Source organism: Paenibacillus sp. FSL W8-1187, from assembly GCF_037965485.1.
GTDB classification, from domain to species: Bacteria; Bacillota; Bacilli; order Paenibacillales; family Paenibacillaceae; genus Paenibacillus_O; species Paenibacillus_O pasadenensis.
In genome coordinates, this window is the sequence record NZ_CP150181.1 from 4,753,156 (window position 1) to 4,772,727 (window position 19,572).

Annotated in this window: 15 protein-coding genes; 1 reads left to right on the forward strand and 14 read right to left on the reverse strand. The window is 53.4% G+C overall.

The annotated features are described in order from the left end of the window. Positions 1-354 precede the first annotated feature (354 nt). From NYE40_RS20615 to NYE40_RS20635, 5 genes are all read right to left on the reverse strand, one after another. On the reverse strand, positions 355-1,218 hold the full coding sequence (locus tag NYE40_RS20615) for a ParB/RepB/Spo0J family partition protein (protein WP_049868208.1): 864 nt from the start codon (positions 1,216-1,218) through the stop codon (positions 355-357). A 91-nt stretch (positions 1,219-1,309) separates the two neighbouring features. After that, the gene (locus NYE40_RS20620; protein ID WP_154669660.1) at positions 1,310-1,456 is read right to left on the reverse strand and encodes a hypothetical protein; all 147 of its coding nucleotides are present in this window, start codon (positions 1,454-1,456) and stop codon (positions 1,310-1,312) included. 83 nt (positions 1,457-1,539) lie between these two features. Next, a complete protein-coding gene (locus NYE40_RS20625) occupies positions 1,540-2,487 on the reverse strand; it encodes a DUF3991 and TOPRIM domain-containing protein (protein ID WP_339278885.1) in 948 nt (315 codons plus the stop codon). Positions 2,488-2,956: 469 nt separating this feature from the next. After that, a complete protein-coding gene (locus NYE40_RS20630) occupies positions 2,957-8,932 on the reverse strand; it encodes a helicase-related protein (RefSeq protein WP_339278886.1) in 5,976 nt (1,991 codons plus the stop codon). Between the two features lie 68 nt (positions 8,933-9,000). Then, on the reverse strand, positions 9,001-9,339 hold the full coding sequence (locus NYE40_RS20635; RefSeq protein WP_101808195.1) for a TnpV protein: 339 nt from the start codon (positions 9,337-9,339) through the stop codon (positions 9,001-9,003). Between NYE40_RS20635 and NYE40_RS20640 the strand changes: the two genes are divergently transcribed. Next, positions 9,338-9,649, forward strand: a complete 312-nt coding sequence (locus NYE40_RS20640) for a hypothetical protein (RefSeq protein ID WP_219623313.1) — start codon at positions 9,338-9,340, stop codon at positions 9,647-9,649. The genes NYE40_RS20635 and NYE40_RS20640 overlap by 2 nt on opposite strands. Positions 9,650-10,202: 553 nt before the next feature. Here NYE40_RS20640 and NYE40_RS20645 read toward each other — a convergent pair. The 9 genes from NYE40_RS20645 to NYE40_RS20685 all read right to left on the reverse strand — a co-directional run bounded on the left by NYE40_RS20645 (position 10,203) and on the right by NYE40_RS20685 (position 19,572). Then, positions 10,203-10,469 carry a helix-turn-helix domain-containing protein gene (locus NYE40_RS20645; protein ID WP_043111221.1) on the reverse strand — a complete coding sequence of 89 codons (267 nt, stop codon included), beginning with the start codon at positions 10,467-10,469 and terminating at the stop codon, positions 10,203-10,205. A gap of 14 nt (positions 10,470-10,483) precedes the next feature. Further along, on the reverse strand, positions 10,484-10,972 hold the full coding sequence (locus tag NYE40_RS20650) for a hypothetical protein (protein ID WP_127464351.1): 489 nt from the start codon (positions 10,970-10,972) through the stop codon (positions 10,484-10,486). Between the two features lie 30 nt (positions 10,973-11,002). Then, positions 11,003-14,836: a DUF5704 domain-containing protein gene (locus tag NYE40_RS20655; RefSeq protein WP_244912733.1), complete on the reverse strand. Its 3,834-nt coding sequence runs from the start codon at positions 14,834-14,836 to the stop codon at positions 11,003-11,005. Next, positions 14,837-15,949 carry a copper amine oxidase N-terminal domain-containing protein gene (locus NYE40_RS20660; protein ID WP_101808197.1) on the reverse strand — a complete coding sequence of 371 codons (1,113 nt, stop codon included), beginning with the start codon at positions 15,947-15,949 and terminating at the stop codon, positions 14,837-14,839. It abuts the gene before it with no gap. Between the two features lie 430 nt (positions 15,950-16,379). Next, positions 16,380-17,048, reverse strand: coding sequence for a DUF916 domain-containing protein (locus NYE40_RS20665; protein ID WP_101808198.1), 669 nt, complete (start codon positions 17,046-17,048; stop codon positions 16,380-16,382). Between the two features lie 69 nt (positions 17,049-17,117). Continuing rightward, complete coding sequence (locus NYE40_RS20670; RefSeq protein ID WP_328148326.1) at positions 17,118-18,101, reverse strand: hypothetical protein; 984 nt, start codon at positions 18,099-18,101, stop codon at positions 17,118-17,120. Continuing rightward, a complete protein-coding gene (locus NYE40_RS20675) occupies positions 18,088-18,636 on the reverse strand; it encodes a hypothetical protein (RefSeq protein ID WP_028598714.1) in 549 nt (182 codons plus the stop codon). The genes NYE40_RS20670 and NYE40_RS20675 overlap by 14 nt, the downstream gene beginning before the upstream one ends. Further along, on the reverse strand, positions 18,633-19,025 hold the full coding sequence (locus NYE40_RS20680; protein ID WP_028598713.1) for a hypothetical protein: 393 nt from the start codon (positions 19,023-19,025) through the stop codon (positions 18,633-18,635). The genes NYE40_RS20675 and NYE40_RS20680 overlap by 4 nt, the downstream gene beginning before the upstream one ends. Positions 19,026-19,092: 67 nt before the next feature. Beyond that, positions 19,093-19,572 (reverse strand): hypothetical protein, encoded by a 480-nt coding sequence (locus NYE40_RS20685; protein WP_028598712.1) that lies wholly within the window; start codon positions 19,570-19,572, stop codon positions 19,093-19,095.

Genomic DNA, 19,572 nt, shown 5'->3' on the forward strand with positions numbered 1-19,572 from the left:
TGATTCGGGAATTAGAACTTCGCAGCATTTATTCCTATATTGTCTCATAAAGTATGCTTCGGTATACCGATTTTGACCATTTTAGGTAACTTTTCTCGGAGGGGATCATTTGAAGCGAAATTGGGAGCTTAGATTTACGGAAAAAAATTCAAGACTGTTGCGTATGTCAAGGCCGGATTTAAATTGACCCACTAACGCCAACTTAAAAATGACCCACTCGCTGACCGTCTGCGCTTGGGGGAAGTGGCAGCTTCCCTTTCATCCGGTAGCTGTTGCTCCCATTTAATTACATCTACTTTGCGGATGGTGTCAGCTTCGCTGGTACTACTACCCCAAATACCAGCCGGGAAAAAGTCAGCGGCTGTTCTCGCGGCCCCGTTCCCTCCTTTTCTTCCATTCCTCCAGCAGCTTCAATATGGTCTGTTCCATCTGCTGGGCCGTATAGCCCTTCGGAAAATAGTCCTTGATGCTTTCCTTTTGCAGCTTGATTTGTTCCCGTTGACTCGGTTTTTCCTCGATCATGATTTTGAAAATCGCGTCCATGTCGAGCAGGCCGTTCGCGCTCAGTTTTTTCATGCGCTGGGCTTGGGAAAGGGAAGGGGTGCGTTCCTCGCTACCCATCGTTTCCAGCAAGGCTTCCTGTTCTTTTTCGGACAGATAGGACAGCTCCACGGCAGGACTGAACGCCACCTTGCCGCTGTCCACCATTTCCAGAAGCGGCGGAATCAATTCAGTCAGCCGGATATAGCGCTGCACCTGCGTCGCGCTCGTTCCTACATCAACGGCAACGCGCTCCCGCGACTTCTGTCCGAGTTGGTCAGGAGTTCCGCTATCGGCCAAATCGTTGCGCTGCCCTTGCCGTTTGATGGCATCCAGCTTCATCTTGTAGGCCCATGCTTTTTCGGACGGCAACACATGCTCGCGGTGCAGATTGCTGTCCACCAGGGCGATAATCGCGGCGTTTCGGTCCATTTCACGAATGAAGGCGGGGACCGCAGCGATTCCCGCTTTTTCACAAGCCGCCTTTCGTCGGTGTCCGGATATGATTTCATAACCTCCTCCATCCCGCGGTCGCACGACAAGCGGCGAGATCACGCCATGCTTCCGAATGCTTTCCGCGATGGCCTGCAACTCGTCGTTATCCGCAACATGATAGGGGTTGTCGGTCCTGATCGTTACATCCGGTTGGATGTAACGATCGCGTCGCCCTGAAGGCACCTGCCGGGAAAAAGGGGAGGGGTATCGAAACGACAAAAAGACGCTGATCGCTCAGCGTCTTCGTGCGAAACATAATGGTATTTGGCTTCCATCAACGTTCCTTGCCTATTACCCGGCGTACACGATCCATCACCGTTTGATAACCTAAACGTGTCGGATCGTTTCGCGCTTCTTCCTCTGCCTCCAAAAGTGCTTTCTCAATTTCCTCGGCCTGCTCATTTTTCCCCTGTTCGCTCATGCCTTACCTCCTCGGAATTAGAATTTTGAAGCCACCTCTATTTTCGCCCGACACTGCTCTGATTACCATTGTACCGAGCGGTGCTATCGAGTTGGCTCCTCGCGCTGTTTACGATAAATCATCAGGTCGTCGTTAACGTCTTTCCTGACTGGCGGTTCATCGGAAATCTCGTAGGTTTGGCTGAGTAATTGCTGAATCATTGCTGCCGCAGAACGGCCCGGTTCGTCGTTGTCCAAGTGAAGCACCATGTGCTCCACTTCAGGATAGCTTTGCAAATAGTTGGTAAGTGCAGCCGGGGCAATGCCCTCATCCTTGTTTTCTTTTGGGCTGTATATGCCGGCCAACGACAGTTGATGCGATTGTCGCCAGACTTTCCCGGAGATTTCCGAAAGGGTACAGTACGATAACAGGTCAATCGCGCTTTCAAACAAGTGCAACTCTGTGCCGTTATCATCGGCCGGTATAGCGAACGAATACCGTTTATCGCTGCCTGGCGCTTCGCCCATATATCGGGTTTTGGTTGTCCCGCGAATCGCCGCATAGCGCGGAGTGCCTTGCAAATCAAACCCAACAAAAATCGCGTTGTGGTACATTCGGCTTTCGTACAGTCGTCCCGTTTTGAGACAAAAATCAATTACGTCGCGGGAAATGCCGCGTTTGGAGAGATAAGCGATGACGCGATTCGAATTCTCATACGGTTCGGGAAGCTCCAGCCGCGCATTTGAACCATCCTGCTGAATGGCAGGGGTAGCTGGAGCCATGTGAACGGGTGGATTACCGTCAATTTGCAGCACCGCATCGGGAAACGACATGCCTCTTACTTTAATGAGGTAGTCCAGCGCAGAACGACCGCCGATCCCCCTAGACCACCAGAACCATTTACCGTTGGAGATTTTAAGGCTGTCGTGGGAGCGGGTCGAATAGGCGTTGCGCGAGCACCGCACCAGTTCGTATGGCTCGAAACATTGCAAATAGGTGAGCAGGTCCAATTGCTTTGCACGTTCGATTTGTTCCTTGCTTACATAGCTCATTGCCGTAGTTCCTCTCGAAAAAAGTAAATTAGACACAACGGGCTTTAAAAATCGTGTCTCTTAATTGTAAGGCTGATTTTCTTTCATCCTGCTTCATTTGTTCATCGTGCCTTACCCTTCTTTTTGGGATACAGATAAGCTCTTCTTTCCCTCAACTCTGAAGCGCCTTTCTTTTTCATGAATGCGTCTAACTCGCTTTCATAGACTTGACTGGTCACCCCGTTCGAATCACGGATGTAATAATACGTGTCTCCAAATCAGTTCTTCCCTTTGGATATCAATTCCAATTCCGGCATGGTTTCTCCCTCCTCGGTCGGATCGGTTCCATAACAAATAGGCGGTAGAATCGGGCAAAAGCATCCGCCGCCGCTTGGGATGGCATACAACATGTGCGTACCTCCAGAAATGCGAAAAGGACCCCAAAAGCCGGAGTCCGTTTCGTCCTGTGATTTATACCTTTCCATTGCTGTTATCGCTCTCGATCCGCAACCCGCCGTTCGGGTGCTTCCGGTTCTTCATCCGACACGCTGTCCACGGCTTCGTTTTCCCTTTTGTCCATGTTCAGCAGCACATTTAACTCCGCGAGCCGCGCGGACTTCGTTTGCAATTCCTGCTCCTGCTTGAACGGTGCCTCGATCTGCTCCTTCGCCGTTACCATCTGTTGCTTGAGTGTTGCGAGCTGGTCACGGCAATAGGCGAGCTTATTCGGCAAATCCGACAAGGTGTTGTTTATTCGACTCATATTGCCGCCTGCATCCGGTCCTAACGTAATCGTATGGCCCAAAGCGCCGCGCAGCGTCACCTTGTATTCCTTTGCAAAGCTATCAAACGATAGCCATAAGGAAAAGCCCATGTAACTGCCTGCATCCTGCGGATCGGGAGAGGTCATGCCCTTGCAGGCTTCCAGCAGGGCAACGCCCGCCGTAGCACGTTCCGAGTACGTGTAATCTTTGATGGTCATACCGGGAAAACGGGAATCGTCGCTGCTAGCCTTTTCCGACGCTTGGGCGCGCATGAACAAGGCCACGTCCTGCTCATACCCAGCAATGCGTTCCTCCGTTGACTTGAACTGTTGCGGCAGCATTTTGAGCAGCCGATCCTCCAGCGCATAACGCTGGCTTAAATGATTCGCCTTGAGCAGCTTGAGCTTGGATACCTGGATGTCGAGGTCCATCTTCTCCTTGATGTACGGATTTCCGGTCGCCAGCGCTTTAACTTCAGCATAGGACAAAGCCGTCTCATCAATGTCCTCGGCAGAACGAACCGGCGATTTGCTGGTCATGATCTGCGAGATAAACCGCTGCTTGTTCTCCAGCGTTTGATAGAGGTAAGCGTCAAACGTGTTCTCTGTGACATAACGGAAGATGTGAACCTCGCTGTTCTGGTTGCCTTGCCGAATAATCCGCCCGCTGCGCTGCTCCAGGTCGCGTGGTCGCCACGGACAATCGAGGTCATGAAGCGCGATCAACTTGGTCTGAACGTTCGTTCCCGCACCCATCTTAAACGTCGATCCGAGCAATATGCGAATCTGTCCCGTTCGCACCTTGGCAAACAGTTCCTTCTTCTTCACTTCTGTATTGGCGTCGTGAATGAAGGCGATCTCCTCAACCGGAACGCCTTTCTCCGTCAGTTTTCGCCGCAGCTCGTCGTACACATTAAAGGTTCCGTCCTGCTTAGGAATGGAAAGGTCGCAAAAGACCAGCTGCGCGAGCCGCTGATCCCGACTGTCGGCCCATTGCCGAAAGACGTTATCCGCGCAGGCGCTTACTTTACTGCCTTCGTCATCGGGTAGCATGGCGTTTGCCAGCCGCTGATCGAGGGCCAGCTTGCGTCCGTCGTTGGTGATCTTGAGCATGTTGTCTTCATGCGGCTCTACTCGCTTCGCTCGCACCAGTTCGGCGCGGCTGGCGAGATCCGCGACCATCTCACGCTGAAAATCGCTCGGCGGAACAGCGACGTTGTGGAAGTGGGCTTTGGGAACCGGAAGCTGGAGCATATCCGCTGTCTGAATGTCCGCCACTTCCTTAAAGACGTTCATCAGCTCCGGCAAATTATAAAAACGGGCAAACCGCGTTTTCGCGCGATAGCCCGTTCCTTCCGGTGCCAATTCGATGGCAGTAACTGTTTCGCCAAATGTTGAAGCCCACGAATCAAAGTGCTGCAAGCCTTGCCCGCGGAGCCGCTCGTATTGCAAGTAGCGCTGCATCGTGTACATCTCGGTGATGGAGTTGGAGATCGGCGTACCCGTGGCAAAAATAATGCCCCGTCCCTCGGTCAATTCATCCAAATAGCGGCACTTGGCAAACATGTCCGATGACTTTTGCGCTTCGGTTTGCGATAGCCCGGCGACATTGCGCATTTTCGTATAAAGGAATAGATTTTTGTACGAGTCTGCTTCGTCGACGAACAATCGATCGATGCCGAGTTCCTCAAAGGTAACCACATCATCCTTACGGCTCGTGTCGTTCAGCTTCTCCAGCTTGACCTGCAGCGTCTTCTTTGTCCTCTCAAGCTGCTTGATGGCGTACCGCTCGCCCTTGGCTTCCTTTAGCTCGCGGATGCCGCTGGTGATTTCGGATATTTGCTCGTAAAGCTGTTGCCGCTGGCGCTCCGCCGAGATCGGAATTTTTTCAAATTGCGAGTGGCCGATAATAATCGCGTCGTAATCGCCGGTGGCAATCCGTGCGCAGAACGTCTTCCGGTTCTTCGTTTCAAAATCCTTCTTGGTGGCGACAAGTACGTTCGCGGACGGATAGAGCATCAAAAATTCCGCAGCCCATTGCTCGGTCAGATGATTAGGAACAACCAACATGCTTTTGTTGCACAGGCCCAAATGCTTGCTTTCCATTGCCGCGGCGGTCATCGCAAAGGTTTTGCCCGCGCCGACGCAATGGGCGAAAAGGGAATTGCCGCCGTAGAGCGTTCGGGCAACCGCATTGACCTGATGCTGCCGCAACCGGATTTCCGGGTTCATCCCGGTGAAGCGGATATGACTTCCATCATATTCGCGCGGACGGATGGAATTAAATCGATCATTGTACAGTCGCGTGAGCTGCTCCCGGCGCTGCGGATCTTGCCATATCCAGTCTCGAAACGCTTCCTTCATGGCTTCCTGCTTTTGCTGCGCGATAGCCGTTTCCTGCTTGTTCAGCACCCGCTTTTCCACACCGTTTTCAACGGCCGTATCGAATATCCGTACATCCCGCAGATTCAGCGTGTCTTCGAGAATTTTGTACGCATTGATGCGATTCGTACCGTAGGTGACATTGGCCTTAATATTGTTACTGCGATCATCGCTTTTGCCTTTAACGTTCCAGGCTGCTGTGTAGCCGGAATACATCACGTTGATGGAGGTTTGGTACATATACGGCGTATCCACCAGTTCGAAAATGAATGCCCGAATGACTTCCGGCGGCAGCCAGGTTGCGCCCAGTCGTACATCAATCTCGGAAGCGTCCAAGTCCATCGGCTGCACGGCTTCCAGCGCTTTAACATTTTCAGCGTACCGCTCGGCGTCAAAGGCCGCAAACTGTTTGGCAGTGCGCAGCTTTTCACGAACATTGCCCGATAAATACGCATCCGCTGTTTCGTATATCGGTTGTCCTTCTTCGTCCAGATTTTCAGGATTCGGGAAGATCACGCCGCGAAGCTCCTGCACAAGCAGTTCTTGCGCGAGTCCGGTCAACTCTGCCATATACGGCAAATCGACGCGAGCTTTCGTACCGATGGAAACCGCCAGCGCCTCCGAAGCCGTATCCACCTGTTTTATGTTGGTGCGTTGCCGAATGGTACGCTTCGTGAACATATCCGCCTTACGTAGCAACCGTCCTTCCTCATCTATGACTTCCAACGAACAGAGAAGGAAGTACGAGCTGTCATCCGAAAAGGCAAGGCTATTGGCGCGACTGTTAATCAGGCCGTATTGCGTTGTGAACCGTTCGTATTGCGTATCCAGCTTGCGCTGTTGCTCCCTTATCGCTTCGTCGCTGTAATCCTCGGTTTGGTATTCGATCAGTTCGCGCACCGTGTCCCGAAGCTGAATCATGCCCTTGATACGGCCCGCCGCAGTTGCTGATGTTTCAACCGGTCGCATCCGGCTGTTTTCCCGAAAATAGATGCGTCCTTCGACCAGCGCAAAGCTGAAATTACGAACGGACGGGTCGGCAGGCTGGGAGACTTCCTCCTCCTCCGGCTGTTCCTCCCGTTCCAAGTCGACCCACTCCGCATGGATGTTCGCTAGCGCCTCACGCAGCAACTCGTCCAAAGGAGCGTCCGGGTAGGGACGACAGGTCGTTTCCTGTTGATTGCCATACATCCGATCATCGTAGGCCATCGTGCCAAGCGCCATATCGGGGCGGGCTGCAAAGTAGGCATTAACGGGAACACCTTCTGCTGTTTCACCAAGCGCAAGCCATTCTTCGGTTTGCTCGCTTACCGCCACCATACGGTCCCGTTTTTGCAAAAATAAAATGTCGGCGGTCACTTCGGTCCCTGCATTCGCCAGGAACGCATTGCTAGGCAGGCGCACCGCGCCAAGCAGCGCGGCTCGTTCCGCAATGTATTTACGGACAGCCGAGTTTTGTTTGTCCATTGTGCCTTTAGAAGTGATGAAGGCGATGATGCCGCCCGGACGAACCTTATCCAGCGTCTTCGCAAAGAAATAGTCGTGAATCAGAAACTTGTGCTTATCGTATTTTTTGTCGGCTACGCCGTAGCCGCCGAACGGCACGTTGCCAATGGCGAGATCAAAAAAGCTATCCGGCAAGCTGGTCTGCTCGTAGCCGCTGACAGCAATCGACGCCTGCGGGTAAAGCTGCCGCGCAATGCGACCGGTGATGCTGTCCAACTCCACGCCAAATAGCCGAGCGTCGGCAAACGTCTCCGGCACTAAGCCGAAAAAGTTTCCAATACCGCATGAAGGCTCCAGAACGTTGCCGCTGCGAAAGCCCATCCTCTCCAGGCATTCGTACATCGCCTTGATGACGGTAGGAGAGGTGTAGTGCGCATTCAGCGTGGAGGCGCGGGCGGACGCATACTCCTCCGGGTCCAGTAAATCTCGCAGCTCTGCATATTCGTTTCCCCATTGCGGATTGCCATCATCAAACGCTTGCGGAATCCCGCCCCAGCCCACATAACGGGCAAGCACGGCCTGTTCGTCCGCAGTTGCCTGACGGTTATCCTTTTCCAGTTGCCCGAGCAGCCGAATCGCTTCCACATTCCATTTGTACTTGGTTTTCGCGCCACCGTATCCCAATTCATTGTCCTTGATCCGGTAGTTGCTGACCGGTGTCGATTCACGCCGGATCTCGATCTCGGGCGTGGCAGCGGAAACGGGAGGTATCCTGTCCTCCTCATCTTGTGCCGAATGTTCCGCTTGCTCCGGTTCGTCCACCCATTCCGTATCCCATTCCGCGTGTTCCGAATCCGATTCCTGCTGACCGGAAATCAGATGATCGTTCAGCGGATTCTCGCGCAGCATGCGCTCGAAATCCCGGCGATTCATTTCCTGCATGAATAACGGAAATTGAACGTCCTGCAGCACAACCTTTCGCGGCTCCAGTTGCGCAATTTCGTATTCGTCCGCACCGATAAAGAGTTTGCTGCCCTCGATATACCCATAGTGCGCCCGAGCCCGGTTGGTCGTTTGCTGTGATTCATCCGGCTGCATTTCCGACAGCGGCAGTTTGTGTTCCGTCTTATCCGCCGCGCGCTGCCTGCGCTGCTCCTCCAGCTGCTCGGCATAGGCAGGCAACCGTTCTTCTTCCTGGCGGTTCAGATAACGGCCCGCTGCCAGTAGCTCGCTGATTCGCTTTTGCACCTTGATCCACGGCAACTCGACTTTAACGTCCGGGTTCATAATAGAACCTCGTGTCAGCGTAATCCCCTTGCTGTCGTGATTTTCATGAATATCGGTGCCGATCAGGGCAGGGAGGCGCCCGCCTGTGCCATATTCCCGTTTCAGAAAATCAGCATTCTCCTGCGCCGATAACGACTGCCCAAAAAATAGCGCGATGCGAAGCTTTCCGTTCTCAAAACCGCTGCCACCTTGCAGAACAGCGTCGATGGCCGCTTGAGGAAGTGAAAAAGCGGAGGCTTTTTCGTCCTCCGCTTGCTTCATCCATAGAGTCTGCTGCTGAATAGAAGGCAGCGATGTACGAGCAGGATCAAACTCGTTAAGGATTATCATGCTGGCGATATGCCCGGCAATCACCGACCAATCGTAAAAGCTCTGCGCCGTCCGCTGCGCCGCCGATCCCGTCCAAAGATGCAGCACATTGCGGTACGGCTCAAAACCGGCCTTTAGGTCATCTTCGAGCGTTAACTCCGTGACTCCCGTAGGGAACAGACTGCGAATATACAGCGTTCGTTCACGTTCTTCCTGATTTGCATCGAAAAAGGCTTCGATGGCCGCTTTGTTCTCGGAAAGAGGCGCGGCGCGAAGCATATCGTTGATGATCGCCTGGTCATGAAAAAACGGAAGACTTCTGTCTTCCGTTTCCCGGTCGTACCATTTTAGTGATAAATCAGTTCCGTGAGAATCAGTTCCTCCGCCTGCTGCTTCAAGCTGTTCATGTGACTCGTCCAGCCCATCGGGTCGGTCGCCTTGTCCGGGGCCGGATGCTGCCGGATCAGTTCCTGCATCGTCAGGTCGACCTGCTCCCTCGCTGTCCGGTCGATGTCCGCCAGATGCCTGGTCAGTTGCTCCGACAGCATCAGGTGGGCGTAGGTTCCCTTCCGCTGCTCCTTGAGAAACGTCTTGCGCAACATCCCATATTTCCCGATGCTCATCGGTTCGGTCAACGTCAGGTCGGGCAGCAGGTAATGCCCGCTCGGCGTGTAGGTCAGTTCCATGCTCGATCATCCTTTCACTTGTTTTAGCTTCATTGTGCGGCAAGGATGCTGGCCTTGCAACGGTGCGGTTTGTCTGACGTTCATTTTTTCGCTGCTCATCGCGGCGCATCGCCCGAACGGTGGATTCAATCTCGCGCAGCATCGTTTCCGCTACGTCGCTGATCGCTGCGCCCAACTGAGAAAGCGCAGGGAGTGTATTGAAATAACCGACGCCGGACAGATCGTCAACGCTGATGTAATGGGAGGGTTCCAGACCGCAGCGTGTCAGCGCCATAAAGGCGACTGCGTGCTCTGCGGCTTCCTTAAATAGCAGCTCCACATGCGGCTCATCCAGTTCTTCAAGTAGGCTGTTGTCGCGCTCGATCAGCAGCATCCGCACGTAATCGGCGCTATGGTCCTCCACCGCGTTTCGGGCAGCGGTCAACAGCGTGTCAACCAGCTCCATGCCTGGCCCTCGTTCACTGCCAAACGCATTTTCCAACGTTTCGATGACGGCTTCCGTATCCGGCTCCTCCATGCGCCATAGGGAGACGGGTTGTCGGATTCGGCTCTGCGTGTCCGACACATCGAAGACATGACGCAGCCCCAAATAACTGCCCCGATCCTCGATCAGCGCGATGCCTTTTGCGCCGCGCTTGACCCAACGGTTTAACCGCTTGTTCCAGATTTCAATCGTCGCACATGCCGTAGCATCGGGGCGCTGCGCGTAGATCAAAAGTTGATCCTGAAACGGATACTTGTAGTTCCAGGCCGCCGTCCGCAGAAAATCGACCCAGCGCTCAGGGTCATTCGAAACCGCACGGGCCGTACTGGCGGCAAGCTCCGCCATTCGCTGCAACTTGGCTGTCAAAGGTCGCACCTCCTCATGCAAAGGTAATTTGGTTCGACAGACGAATGCCTTCCTCGGAATATCGGGGCGTGAGCCGGATCAGTCCGTTTTGCTGAAGCCGATGCAGATTGCGACGGACGGCAGAGGCGGAAAGCCCCACCTCTGCCGCAAGTCGTCTGGATGAAAGCAATACCGTGCCGTTTCGTCCGCCTGCGCGATCCAGCAAATAGCTGTACAGCAGCTTCGCCGCAGGCGGAACCGATACGCCGGCCAGCAGCCGGTAACGGGCGAGATCGTTCATAGGTGTGCGTCCTCCTATCGTTCCAGTTCAGACTTCTGCTTTAGTGGTGCCGATGAAGGGGAATGGAGGGGCGACGACAATTCATTCATTCGCTCCGGCCGGGCGAAGCAATATAAATAAAAGTTATAGTCGCCGGCACGCGGAAAGCATCGCAGATAGTAACGATGCTTTGCCGTCTGTAAACAAAAGCCATAGACATCGCTGTGCCGCGCGCTTGGTAGACGGGCCTCTGGATGTTTTATACAAAAATCGTGCATGCCACTGCGGTTTTGAAGCAGCCCCTGTTCCGTCAACGCTTGAATGACCGCTCCAAGCTCCTCCCGAAAATCAGGAGTTTTCAACGAAGAGATATGTTCGAACCAAGTCGCCCAAAATGCCTCCCCATCTTTGCCGAAATCACCGCGCACATGCCCAATACAACCGCGCTCTGTATCCTTCTCGATGGAGGCGGAATAAAAATAAGCCTCATCCTCAGATGTGGCAATCTTCAGCTTCTCAATCATGCTCTTTTCCTCCCAAACGGTATGTTGTTTTTAATGGGTGCCGCCCGTACCAAAATCGTCGTAGCTGGACAAGTCGGCGTGATAAAACACAACGTCCCCGTCTAGCAAAGAGAACACCCCCCCGTAAGGATCGACAAAACTGCGCTGAAAACCTTCCATCTGCCACTGGTTGTCCAGCGGCGCATTTTTATACTGCAAATGCGGGTGAGCGATGTCCTTATTGCGAATGGTTTCGATGTTAAAATTGACTACAATATAGCCGTCACGCAGGAAGATCGGCGCATTGTCGTCCAGCCGGTGGGTACGTCCGTACTCGGCCAGATTGATGCCTGCTGGCACTGCATAGGGAGCAGCCGGAAGGCTATACTCGCCAAACCAGCGCTGCACCGAGGCATTGGCCCGCGCAGTATCAATGCCAGACGGCACCTGCATGCTGCCGATAAACGTCCGAAGCTGCGAAGGAAGCAGCACGCCGTCGTAGCCACCGACGTAAAACCGCTTTTGCGCCGCGTTCTTCAAAACCTGCTGTACATACGACGTCTGAGTGCCAGAGGAACCATTCAGCTTCCACAGTGAACTGGCCGTGTTGGTTAGCTCCTGCTGCGACACATTGCGCAGGCGGGTGTCGAGCGTCACCAACCGCTGCTCGGTATCTTCTGTGGAGCCGATCCGAATAAACCGCTTGTTTCCCGAATGATAGTACAAGTCCACCTGTTGCCGGTTTTTGCCCTGCTTGTCAACGAAGTAAAAAGTCGGCGTAATCTTCACGCCATCGCCCGCGCTGAACATGTTGCCGAGCGTTTTGACCTCAAATTTGAAGTGATAGCCTGTTTTTACCACAACATTTTTCTTTCCGCTCTCCGGGTGACTGCCGGGCCGAATCGGCAGCACGTAAGGGGCCGTATTGCCGCGCGCCGCGCCGTCGATCCCTTTTGTGCCAACCCAGTAGTTATTTCCGGTCGGCGTCACACTGCCTGCCGCCGTTCTGAACACCTTTTCCCACTGGTAGTCGGCAATATCGGTAATTCGGAAGTCGAACAGACGGCCAATAACCTCAACCGCCACAACTTGCGTCGCCACATGATTAGTTAAGTCCAAATTGGCATTACTTTGTGATGTGAATGAAACCGGACTGTTTTCGGCAAATGTGCGGAACAGTACATCATAATTTCCCTCATCTACCCAAACGGGCATGTAAAAAGTGGTTGTAAGCTGGCCGACAGGAATCGAAGTCCAGGTGTCCTTCGGAATCAACGTTCCGTGGTCAGCCTTGTATACATCGAATGGGAACCTTACCTGCTTGTCTCGCACATATTTGGCATAGTCCCGATTGCCATAGCCGGTAATGTCCCGGTGCGGCCCGCTGGTAGGAATCGTCACGGTAAAGGGGCGATCCAGAATAAGCGCCGAACGATCGGCTGTCGGCACCGTTTTCTGATTGTGCGCCTGATCGTCGGCTACAGATGCCAGATTGACGACGGGGGTATGCACCGTCACCGGATTGATGCCGTTGATCGGGAAGCTTTGGTTCGACCCGCCTCCGATGCCCTTGACCAGCGTATAATAAATCGTCCCCGTGCTTGGCTGGCTCCCCTTGTTCGTTTTAGTCGCATCGATGACAAATCCCGAACCATATAAAACATCCTGACCGATCATAGGAGATGCAGGAATCGCCCCCGGAGCAGGTGCCGTTTCCTCCACCGTCCGATTGTCCATGATCGTTTGTCCATTAAAGACGACCGTGTCGTTCTTGACCTTGATTTTCCCGACCGCATTTTCAGCCTCTGACTTCCAGTTCTCGCTTGGAACCGAAGGTCTACTGGAGCCGCCGTAAACCGTTTGACCGGAAAGCACAACGTTGCGATACACCGGGTCCGTAATATGGGACGAGCCCGCTGCATCATGGGTGGCGGAAACAGACGGTGCGGTATACCCGTTTGCTTGCAGCGTCACCGAACCGGAGGGCAGGGCATAGTTGGCGACTGTCGCCTTCTGTAAGCCGTACACTTCCAAACGGTCTGCCAGCCAATAGCTGTACTTTCGTTCCACACTGTAGCTTTGGGTGACCGTTTGCGTGTCGGATCGGGATACCGGAACCGTGGTCGAATGACCTTCGCTATCCGGCGGGCCGGGAACATATTCCGTCCATCTCAGCGTATAGGTGCGGCTGACTGTAATCGGATACGATTTCGAGCCTTTCACTTCTGTGAACGTATTGCGATACAAATACGCTTTGGCGCTCGCGTTAACATAAAGGCTTTCTGAGGTCGGTATTCCCTTCAAAACATCAAAGCGTTCTGCGCCGCGAGAATCCGCCTTTATGATCGCCGATGCCGTGGCATCCATCGCCTCGGCTTGCTGGCTCGTGCCAGGTAACGAGGTATCGCCGCCGTCACTGTCGCCTTTGCGTACGGTGTGATCCGAGGTGGAATCTCCGCTGTTACCATTAGTATCTTTCACGACGACCGTGATTTTGACGGTAATACTGGAGCCGGATGTGAATGGAATTTTGATCGGCAGCGATTTACTTGCCGTCAGCCCGCTGAGTGAGCCGGACTTATCGCTAGGCGTAACGAATGTTGCGTTCTCTATTTTTGTGATCTCATACGTTTTGAGCGGCACGGGTGACTTCGCTTCAAATACAAAATTTCCATCCACAGAGGTGACGGAAGCATCGACGTGATTTGGCGCGTCAATACGAGATGTCACGGTAATCGGGGAAGGAATTTTATAGATGCCGACGAAGTTGGAGCCGCCAGAGCCAACCAAGATGGAGCGTTCGAGCAGATTCGCGTCGCCTTTTTCTTGTATGAATAGCTTCTCATCCGGCTTCTTGTTGTTTGTGATATACGTGCGAACAATTTCATATGTCTGGCCACCAGATGTGAGCTGCGGATCAAACGTATAGTTCGCTTCCTCTCCAGTCTCGTAGACGCCTTTGTCGACTTCCTTGAGTTTCGTACCATCTTCCTTTTGATAGATCGCCTTTACCGGGTTATTTTCAGCGTATTCGGCAATCGCGTCCGTTCCGCCAAGCGCCACCGTGAAGCTTCGCGTTCGCACCTTCGGATTCGCATCCGGATTTTCCTGCAACCAGCTTTTCTGCGTTAGGTCCTTCTTCGGCGATAGGTAGGAGCGGACAATACTGTACGTTTTCCCGTTATCCTCAATCGTCGCAGGAAACTCGTGGTTGATCGTCTCGCCGACTTTGTAGTCGCCCTTATGGAACGTGACCTCAGGCTGCTTGAGGATCGTTCCTCCCACTGTTTTCGCAACGACATCGACAGGAAAATTCGCGCTGCGATAGGGGATGTGAATCCCAAAGTAATCATCGAGATCATCTGGGTGCGCCCAAGGTTCAGCGTTCTTGATTCCTTCTAACGTGTAAAATGGGCCTTTGCGCACGTTTCCATTGCCATCGACGGATACCATAATTGCGTACAAGTACAGGTCGTCGTTGTCCTTGATGTCTCCCATGCCTGCTTGCCACATGCCGTCCGTTACTAAATCTTCACTGACTTCGTAGTAGGTCGTGACCGGCTCTCCGGGAATTGGGGGGTTCGGATTTTGCGCGACTTGACGCACCTGTTGATTGACAAAGGATGCGTGACTGCCGTTACGCGGATCACTGCACTGTTTGGATGATGTATTCGTGCAGAGTTGGTCACGACGAACCGTCCAACCTACCGTTCTGTAGCGGATGGACGAGGTTGCTGCTGTGCTAGTGATTTCAAATTTGATCTTACCCTCATCTACCCGGACAGCCGGTGTCGCGGCATTCGTAAGAAACGGAAAGCACGACAATAAAAAAGAGCATGCCAGCAGCATGCTCAACGTGATTCGTATGAATTTAGGTTTGCGCATCTAGTTCGAGTCCGCCTTTCTAATGATATGATTGCGGAATAAACTTGCATTCGGATCAACCTTCAACGTACTTCCCCAATCGCCGCCTACATTAGTGGAAAGAGAAATATCGGCGTAGCCTTCGTACCAAACACCTTTCTCAAACGTTTGTTTTTTCGGGAACCACTCATCGTAAAGCAAGTCATTGCTTGCCTTGTACGAGACGAGTTTAATCCTGAACTTGGATCGCACAAAGTTGTTGCCAAACCCATCTTTATAAATCATGGATGGCTCGGGATCAAGATAGCCTTCCATCTGGATTTGGTTCTCTTTGACCCATTCTGCGTAGCGGCGAATATGTTTCAGTTCGGCATCAGAGTTTTGCATTTTGGTAGCAAAAACCGCCTGCGTCCACGCGTCATCAATCGTGTTGTAATTTACATTCAGCCAAAGCGCACCGAATGCTTTCAGTCTTCCCATCCAAATATCCACGTTCTTCTTGTTGAATTCCGGCTTCGTCGAGTAGAGGACGGATGAAACTTTGCTGTCTGTTGGATGCGAAAATGGATAGCCCATCTCGTACATTTCGTTCGGAACGTCCGCAAGAATGTATGGATAATCGCTCGCATTCTTCGGTAAGTCGGTCGTGCGAATCAAGCGCCCCCATTGGTCGGTCTGCGCCGCGCTATCTTCGCTGGTCTTGATAAACACGGTGTCTGTCGGATTGTCCCAATCCACCTTCGCACCCAACACCTCGCTTACGAAACGGAGCGGCACAAACGTTCGACCGCCGCTTAGGATGGCTTTCGTATCCAAAGTGACCGCTTTGCCATCTACCAGCACAACATTTTGGTCAATCGTCAGAACGATAGATTGATCGTCTCTCGTAATCGGAACCGTCTGTGTTTTCGATTCCCAGCCGACTTTCGCTCCGAGCGATTCGGCGACAAAGCGTACCGGGACGAGCGTTCGCCCGTTCTCATCAATAAACGCCTGCGCGTCGGGAAACCAGATTTTTTTGCCGTCCATGACGACGCTGACAAAGGTTGGCGGTTTACTGGCTGCGCTTGCCGTCAAACTGAATATACTTCCGAAAAGTGTCACAATGAGGAGGGATACTAACCTTCTTTTCAATTGCCTCACTCCCTAAAGAAAATGTGCGAAACTGGAAAAACTTGCTGTTGCCTACATCATAGTGCCGATTCTGTTGCCTGTCCACTGTCCGGCAGCCTGCCCTCCGCAGGAACCAGGAGCCGCTCGTTACTCCGTGCGCGAAGCTCTTCTCCTTATAACAACAACGACGATGACAAGAATCAGCAGCAAGCCCACGTGGACGCAGGATGAGCGCAAGCCAAATGAACCTTCATGAAGCGGAGAAACGTCCCCAGTAGCCTGAATCACGGTTCCTGATGGCATAGTCCGACCGCCCGTTACTTCAAAAGGGAAATCCTTCTGTTCTGTGCGGTCACCCAGCGTCGTCTTTACTTCCGCCATGTAAGAACCGGGAGAAAGCGGCCTGTTTAACTCCGCCATGTACTGTGCGACCGTGCCTGCATAAATGGAATCAACCGTTGATTTCCTTTTTAAACAAAAGCTCGCTGGCATCGTCCTGCCGTTTGAGCCGCACCTCGATCTCCGGTTCGGACAAGCTATCGCCTTCATTGACCAGCAAAATCGTCAGGCTCGCTTTTCCGTTCTCCAGCGTGTATACGGCTGCGTGCGGGACAGCCTCAGGAGGCTTCGCCTCGTCCAACTTGTAGTTGAGGACGACCTGCAGCCCGATTTTACGCGCCGCCGATTCCCTCATACTTTGATCGTAGACGCCGATGACAGATACGTACTGGCCCGGCTCCACACTTTCAGGTATCTGCATTTCCATTGTAAAGCTTTGCGTCTCGCCAGCGTTGAGGGTTATACTGCGATCCGGCGCCCTGTACCATGCAGCCGAACCGGTATCGGGATCGCTCGGTAAAGTAAAATCCTTACCGCCGCTCAATGCGGGCATGGCATCGGCCGCAAAGAGCAGCGCTGTTATTTCCTCATCAGTGGGATTCGTGACGTGAACCGTGTACTCACGCTTATCGCCAGGTACTATATCCTCGACATAAGCGCCCAACTCCGGATTGATCGGGTCGGAATCCCCACTGATGACCAGTTGCTGCCCATCCATAGGGTTTGTAAATCCGGCGGCTATCCAAAAAACGATTGCCGCCAGCAACAGTCGAATCCACATGATTGATGAACTCCTTTGCTTCTATTCCGACTGCCATCGCTCACATGAGTAAATAGGCATACGTTCCTGCTAGAAGGCCGAGCCGAGGCAAGGGAGGGGCATATATCCCTTGCGCGCGGCTGCTTGCTCGCTGGCAAACGTTTCTTCGGCCTGATAGGTGTAACCGCAGGAACTGCGGTAGTACACCTTCATACTGCCTTTCCTGGCCCCGATGATCGTTGGACGCTTCACGATGCGGCTACCGCCAAGCGCATAGTTGTTGTACACCTTTGCTCCCATCGGGATACCTTGTACAAAAGCCAAAACGCCCACATCATCCACCGTATTGTGCCAGTCCTCATCGGAGATCAGAGGCAGGGTGAACGTGTAGGACAGGCCATTACGAGAGACTGTTTCGTTATATCGATTGATCCGGTAGGCCAACTCGTCCTGGATCGCCCGGACAATCGTGCTTCGTCTTACCTGCTCGAAGAGCGCAGCATCCTGCAAAAGCGGAATCGTCGTTTCCTGCCGGATGTCCTGCCGCAAGCCCTCATGCCAGCTTCGGCTGGCCGCATCGTAAGCGAGTACCTGTTGGTCGAGCGTAAAGGAAAGGCTGTTACCCGCCGAATCGGAATACGCATAAGGCTTCTTCGTTCCCCAAGCCGGTTTCATGACGGTTTTTCCGTCAGTCCCCGTCCATTCTTGCTCGGAATAGACGTAAAAGCCGTCGTACCCGACGATCACGATAGCCGGAATGTAGCGATGCAGGACACCTTGCGACACCGGATCATCCGCAGCGCCCAAGCCCGCGTCCAGCGTCCGGTAGAACGCCGCTAGTACTTCTTCCTTGTTCAGCGCGACATGTTTGGCCGAGGCATATTGCGCTTCCTGCTGCTGGCTTGCGTTAACGACGAGCAACCTCGCGGCGTCGTCTACCGCCGCATCCAGCGCAGCATCGTATCTCATCTCCGTCAGCACCATCCGTCTCAGGGTATCCGTCTCATCCCGGTTGACGATCGCGAAGGGAAGAAACAACAGCGCGCCGACGATAGCCCATTCAATCCATTTCATTGCGCACCCCCCCGCCATACGGAATCACGATTTTTTCATTCGGGCTGATGGTATTATTCAGAAAATCGAAGAGCAGCGTGCCTGCCGTTCGGTTCGTATTGCGCACAATCACCGAGAAGCTGTCACCCGCACGCATCCGATAACGACGGGTTGGGTCATCCTTTGCTGCCCGATTGTCGGGGAACAGCACCGGCAGGATCTGCGCATTGAAAAACGCATCGTACTGTACCTCGTAGTTCCCCTTAAAGGTTTCGGGCCGTGTCGGATCGTCGTAAACTGGTACATACTTCTTGCTGTCATGTTCCATCTGAACGTCAAAGCTATTGCCGGTCGCCGCAAGCGCGGTCATGAAATCGTTGTACATCGTTGGCGTGATGCCGCCTTTGTCCCGAACCGCATCGACGAAGGCTGTCGTCGCGCGCAAGGCAACCAGTTCCGAAATATCGTCCTGCTGGTCAAAGGCGGCAGTGAGCGGGTAGAGATAGAGCAGCAGAACAGCGATCAATACGGCGAAAATTTTGATCAAACTGTTCATGGCAGGCTCCTTAGTGTCAGGCGCTGCAAGTGACCAGAAACGTCACGTTCATAGGCGGGCTGATAACGCCCCTTCAGACGTATGCCAGCGGACGAGAGCTGCTCTCGTTCCAGCGGCGGCGCGAACCGAATGCCGTCTACCACCATTTCCGCATCACCTTCATCTAGGCGAGCGATAGCTTGCAGCACTTCCGCACCGGATACCGAACCGTCGCCCGAGAGCGGTACAGCGATTTGCTGCAAGTTGTGGTCCTGCGATTGGCCGGTTACATAGGCGAGCGAATTGAGTGAGGCACCGGTCTGAAACAAAATCAGACCGCTTCCTGCGGCCATGAGGAAAACGAGCAATGCTGCGCTCATCTCCAGCATCGTTCTTGGCGCATAGTTCATGCGTTACACCTCCTTCATGACGAAAGCGTCCAACCTGGGCCGGACGCTTTCGTAACTTCATCCGACCTTATTGCTGCCGGAAGATGATGCCGCGAATGACATTGCTGCTGTCCAGCACCAGCGTGCTGCGGAACTTGCCGCTTGGATTAACGTAGTTGATGTCCGCTTCGTCTACGGTCTGGCTAATCTGGCCGGGTGCGGCTCCGACGATTGCGCCGTAGGTGACGCTATCCAGAGGCACACCGGTATTGACAACCTTGCCGTACCACTGACCGGTCGGGTTTTTGCCGGTAACGATCTGGATGCCAAATTGGTCCTGATCGCGGAACTTGCGAAGCGCGTTTACAACCTGACTGCCCGAAAGCGTCGTATTGTCATACACCGTAAACGCCGTTTGTGAAAGTTCCGTCTGGATATTGCTAAAATTGCTTTGAGCCGCCTTGGTCGAATCCTGGGCGGAAATAAACAGCACGACAGCCAGTGTAATGAGTGCGATGGCAAGGAAGATTCCTGCTGCCATGACAAGTGCCTTCTGCGCATTGGACAT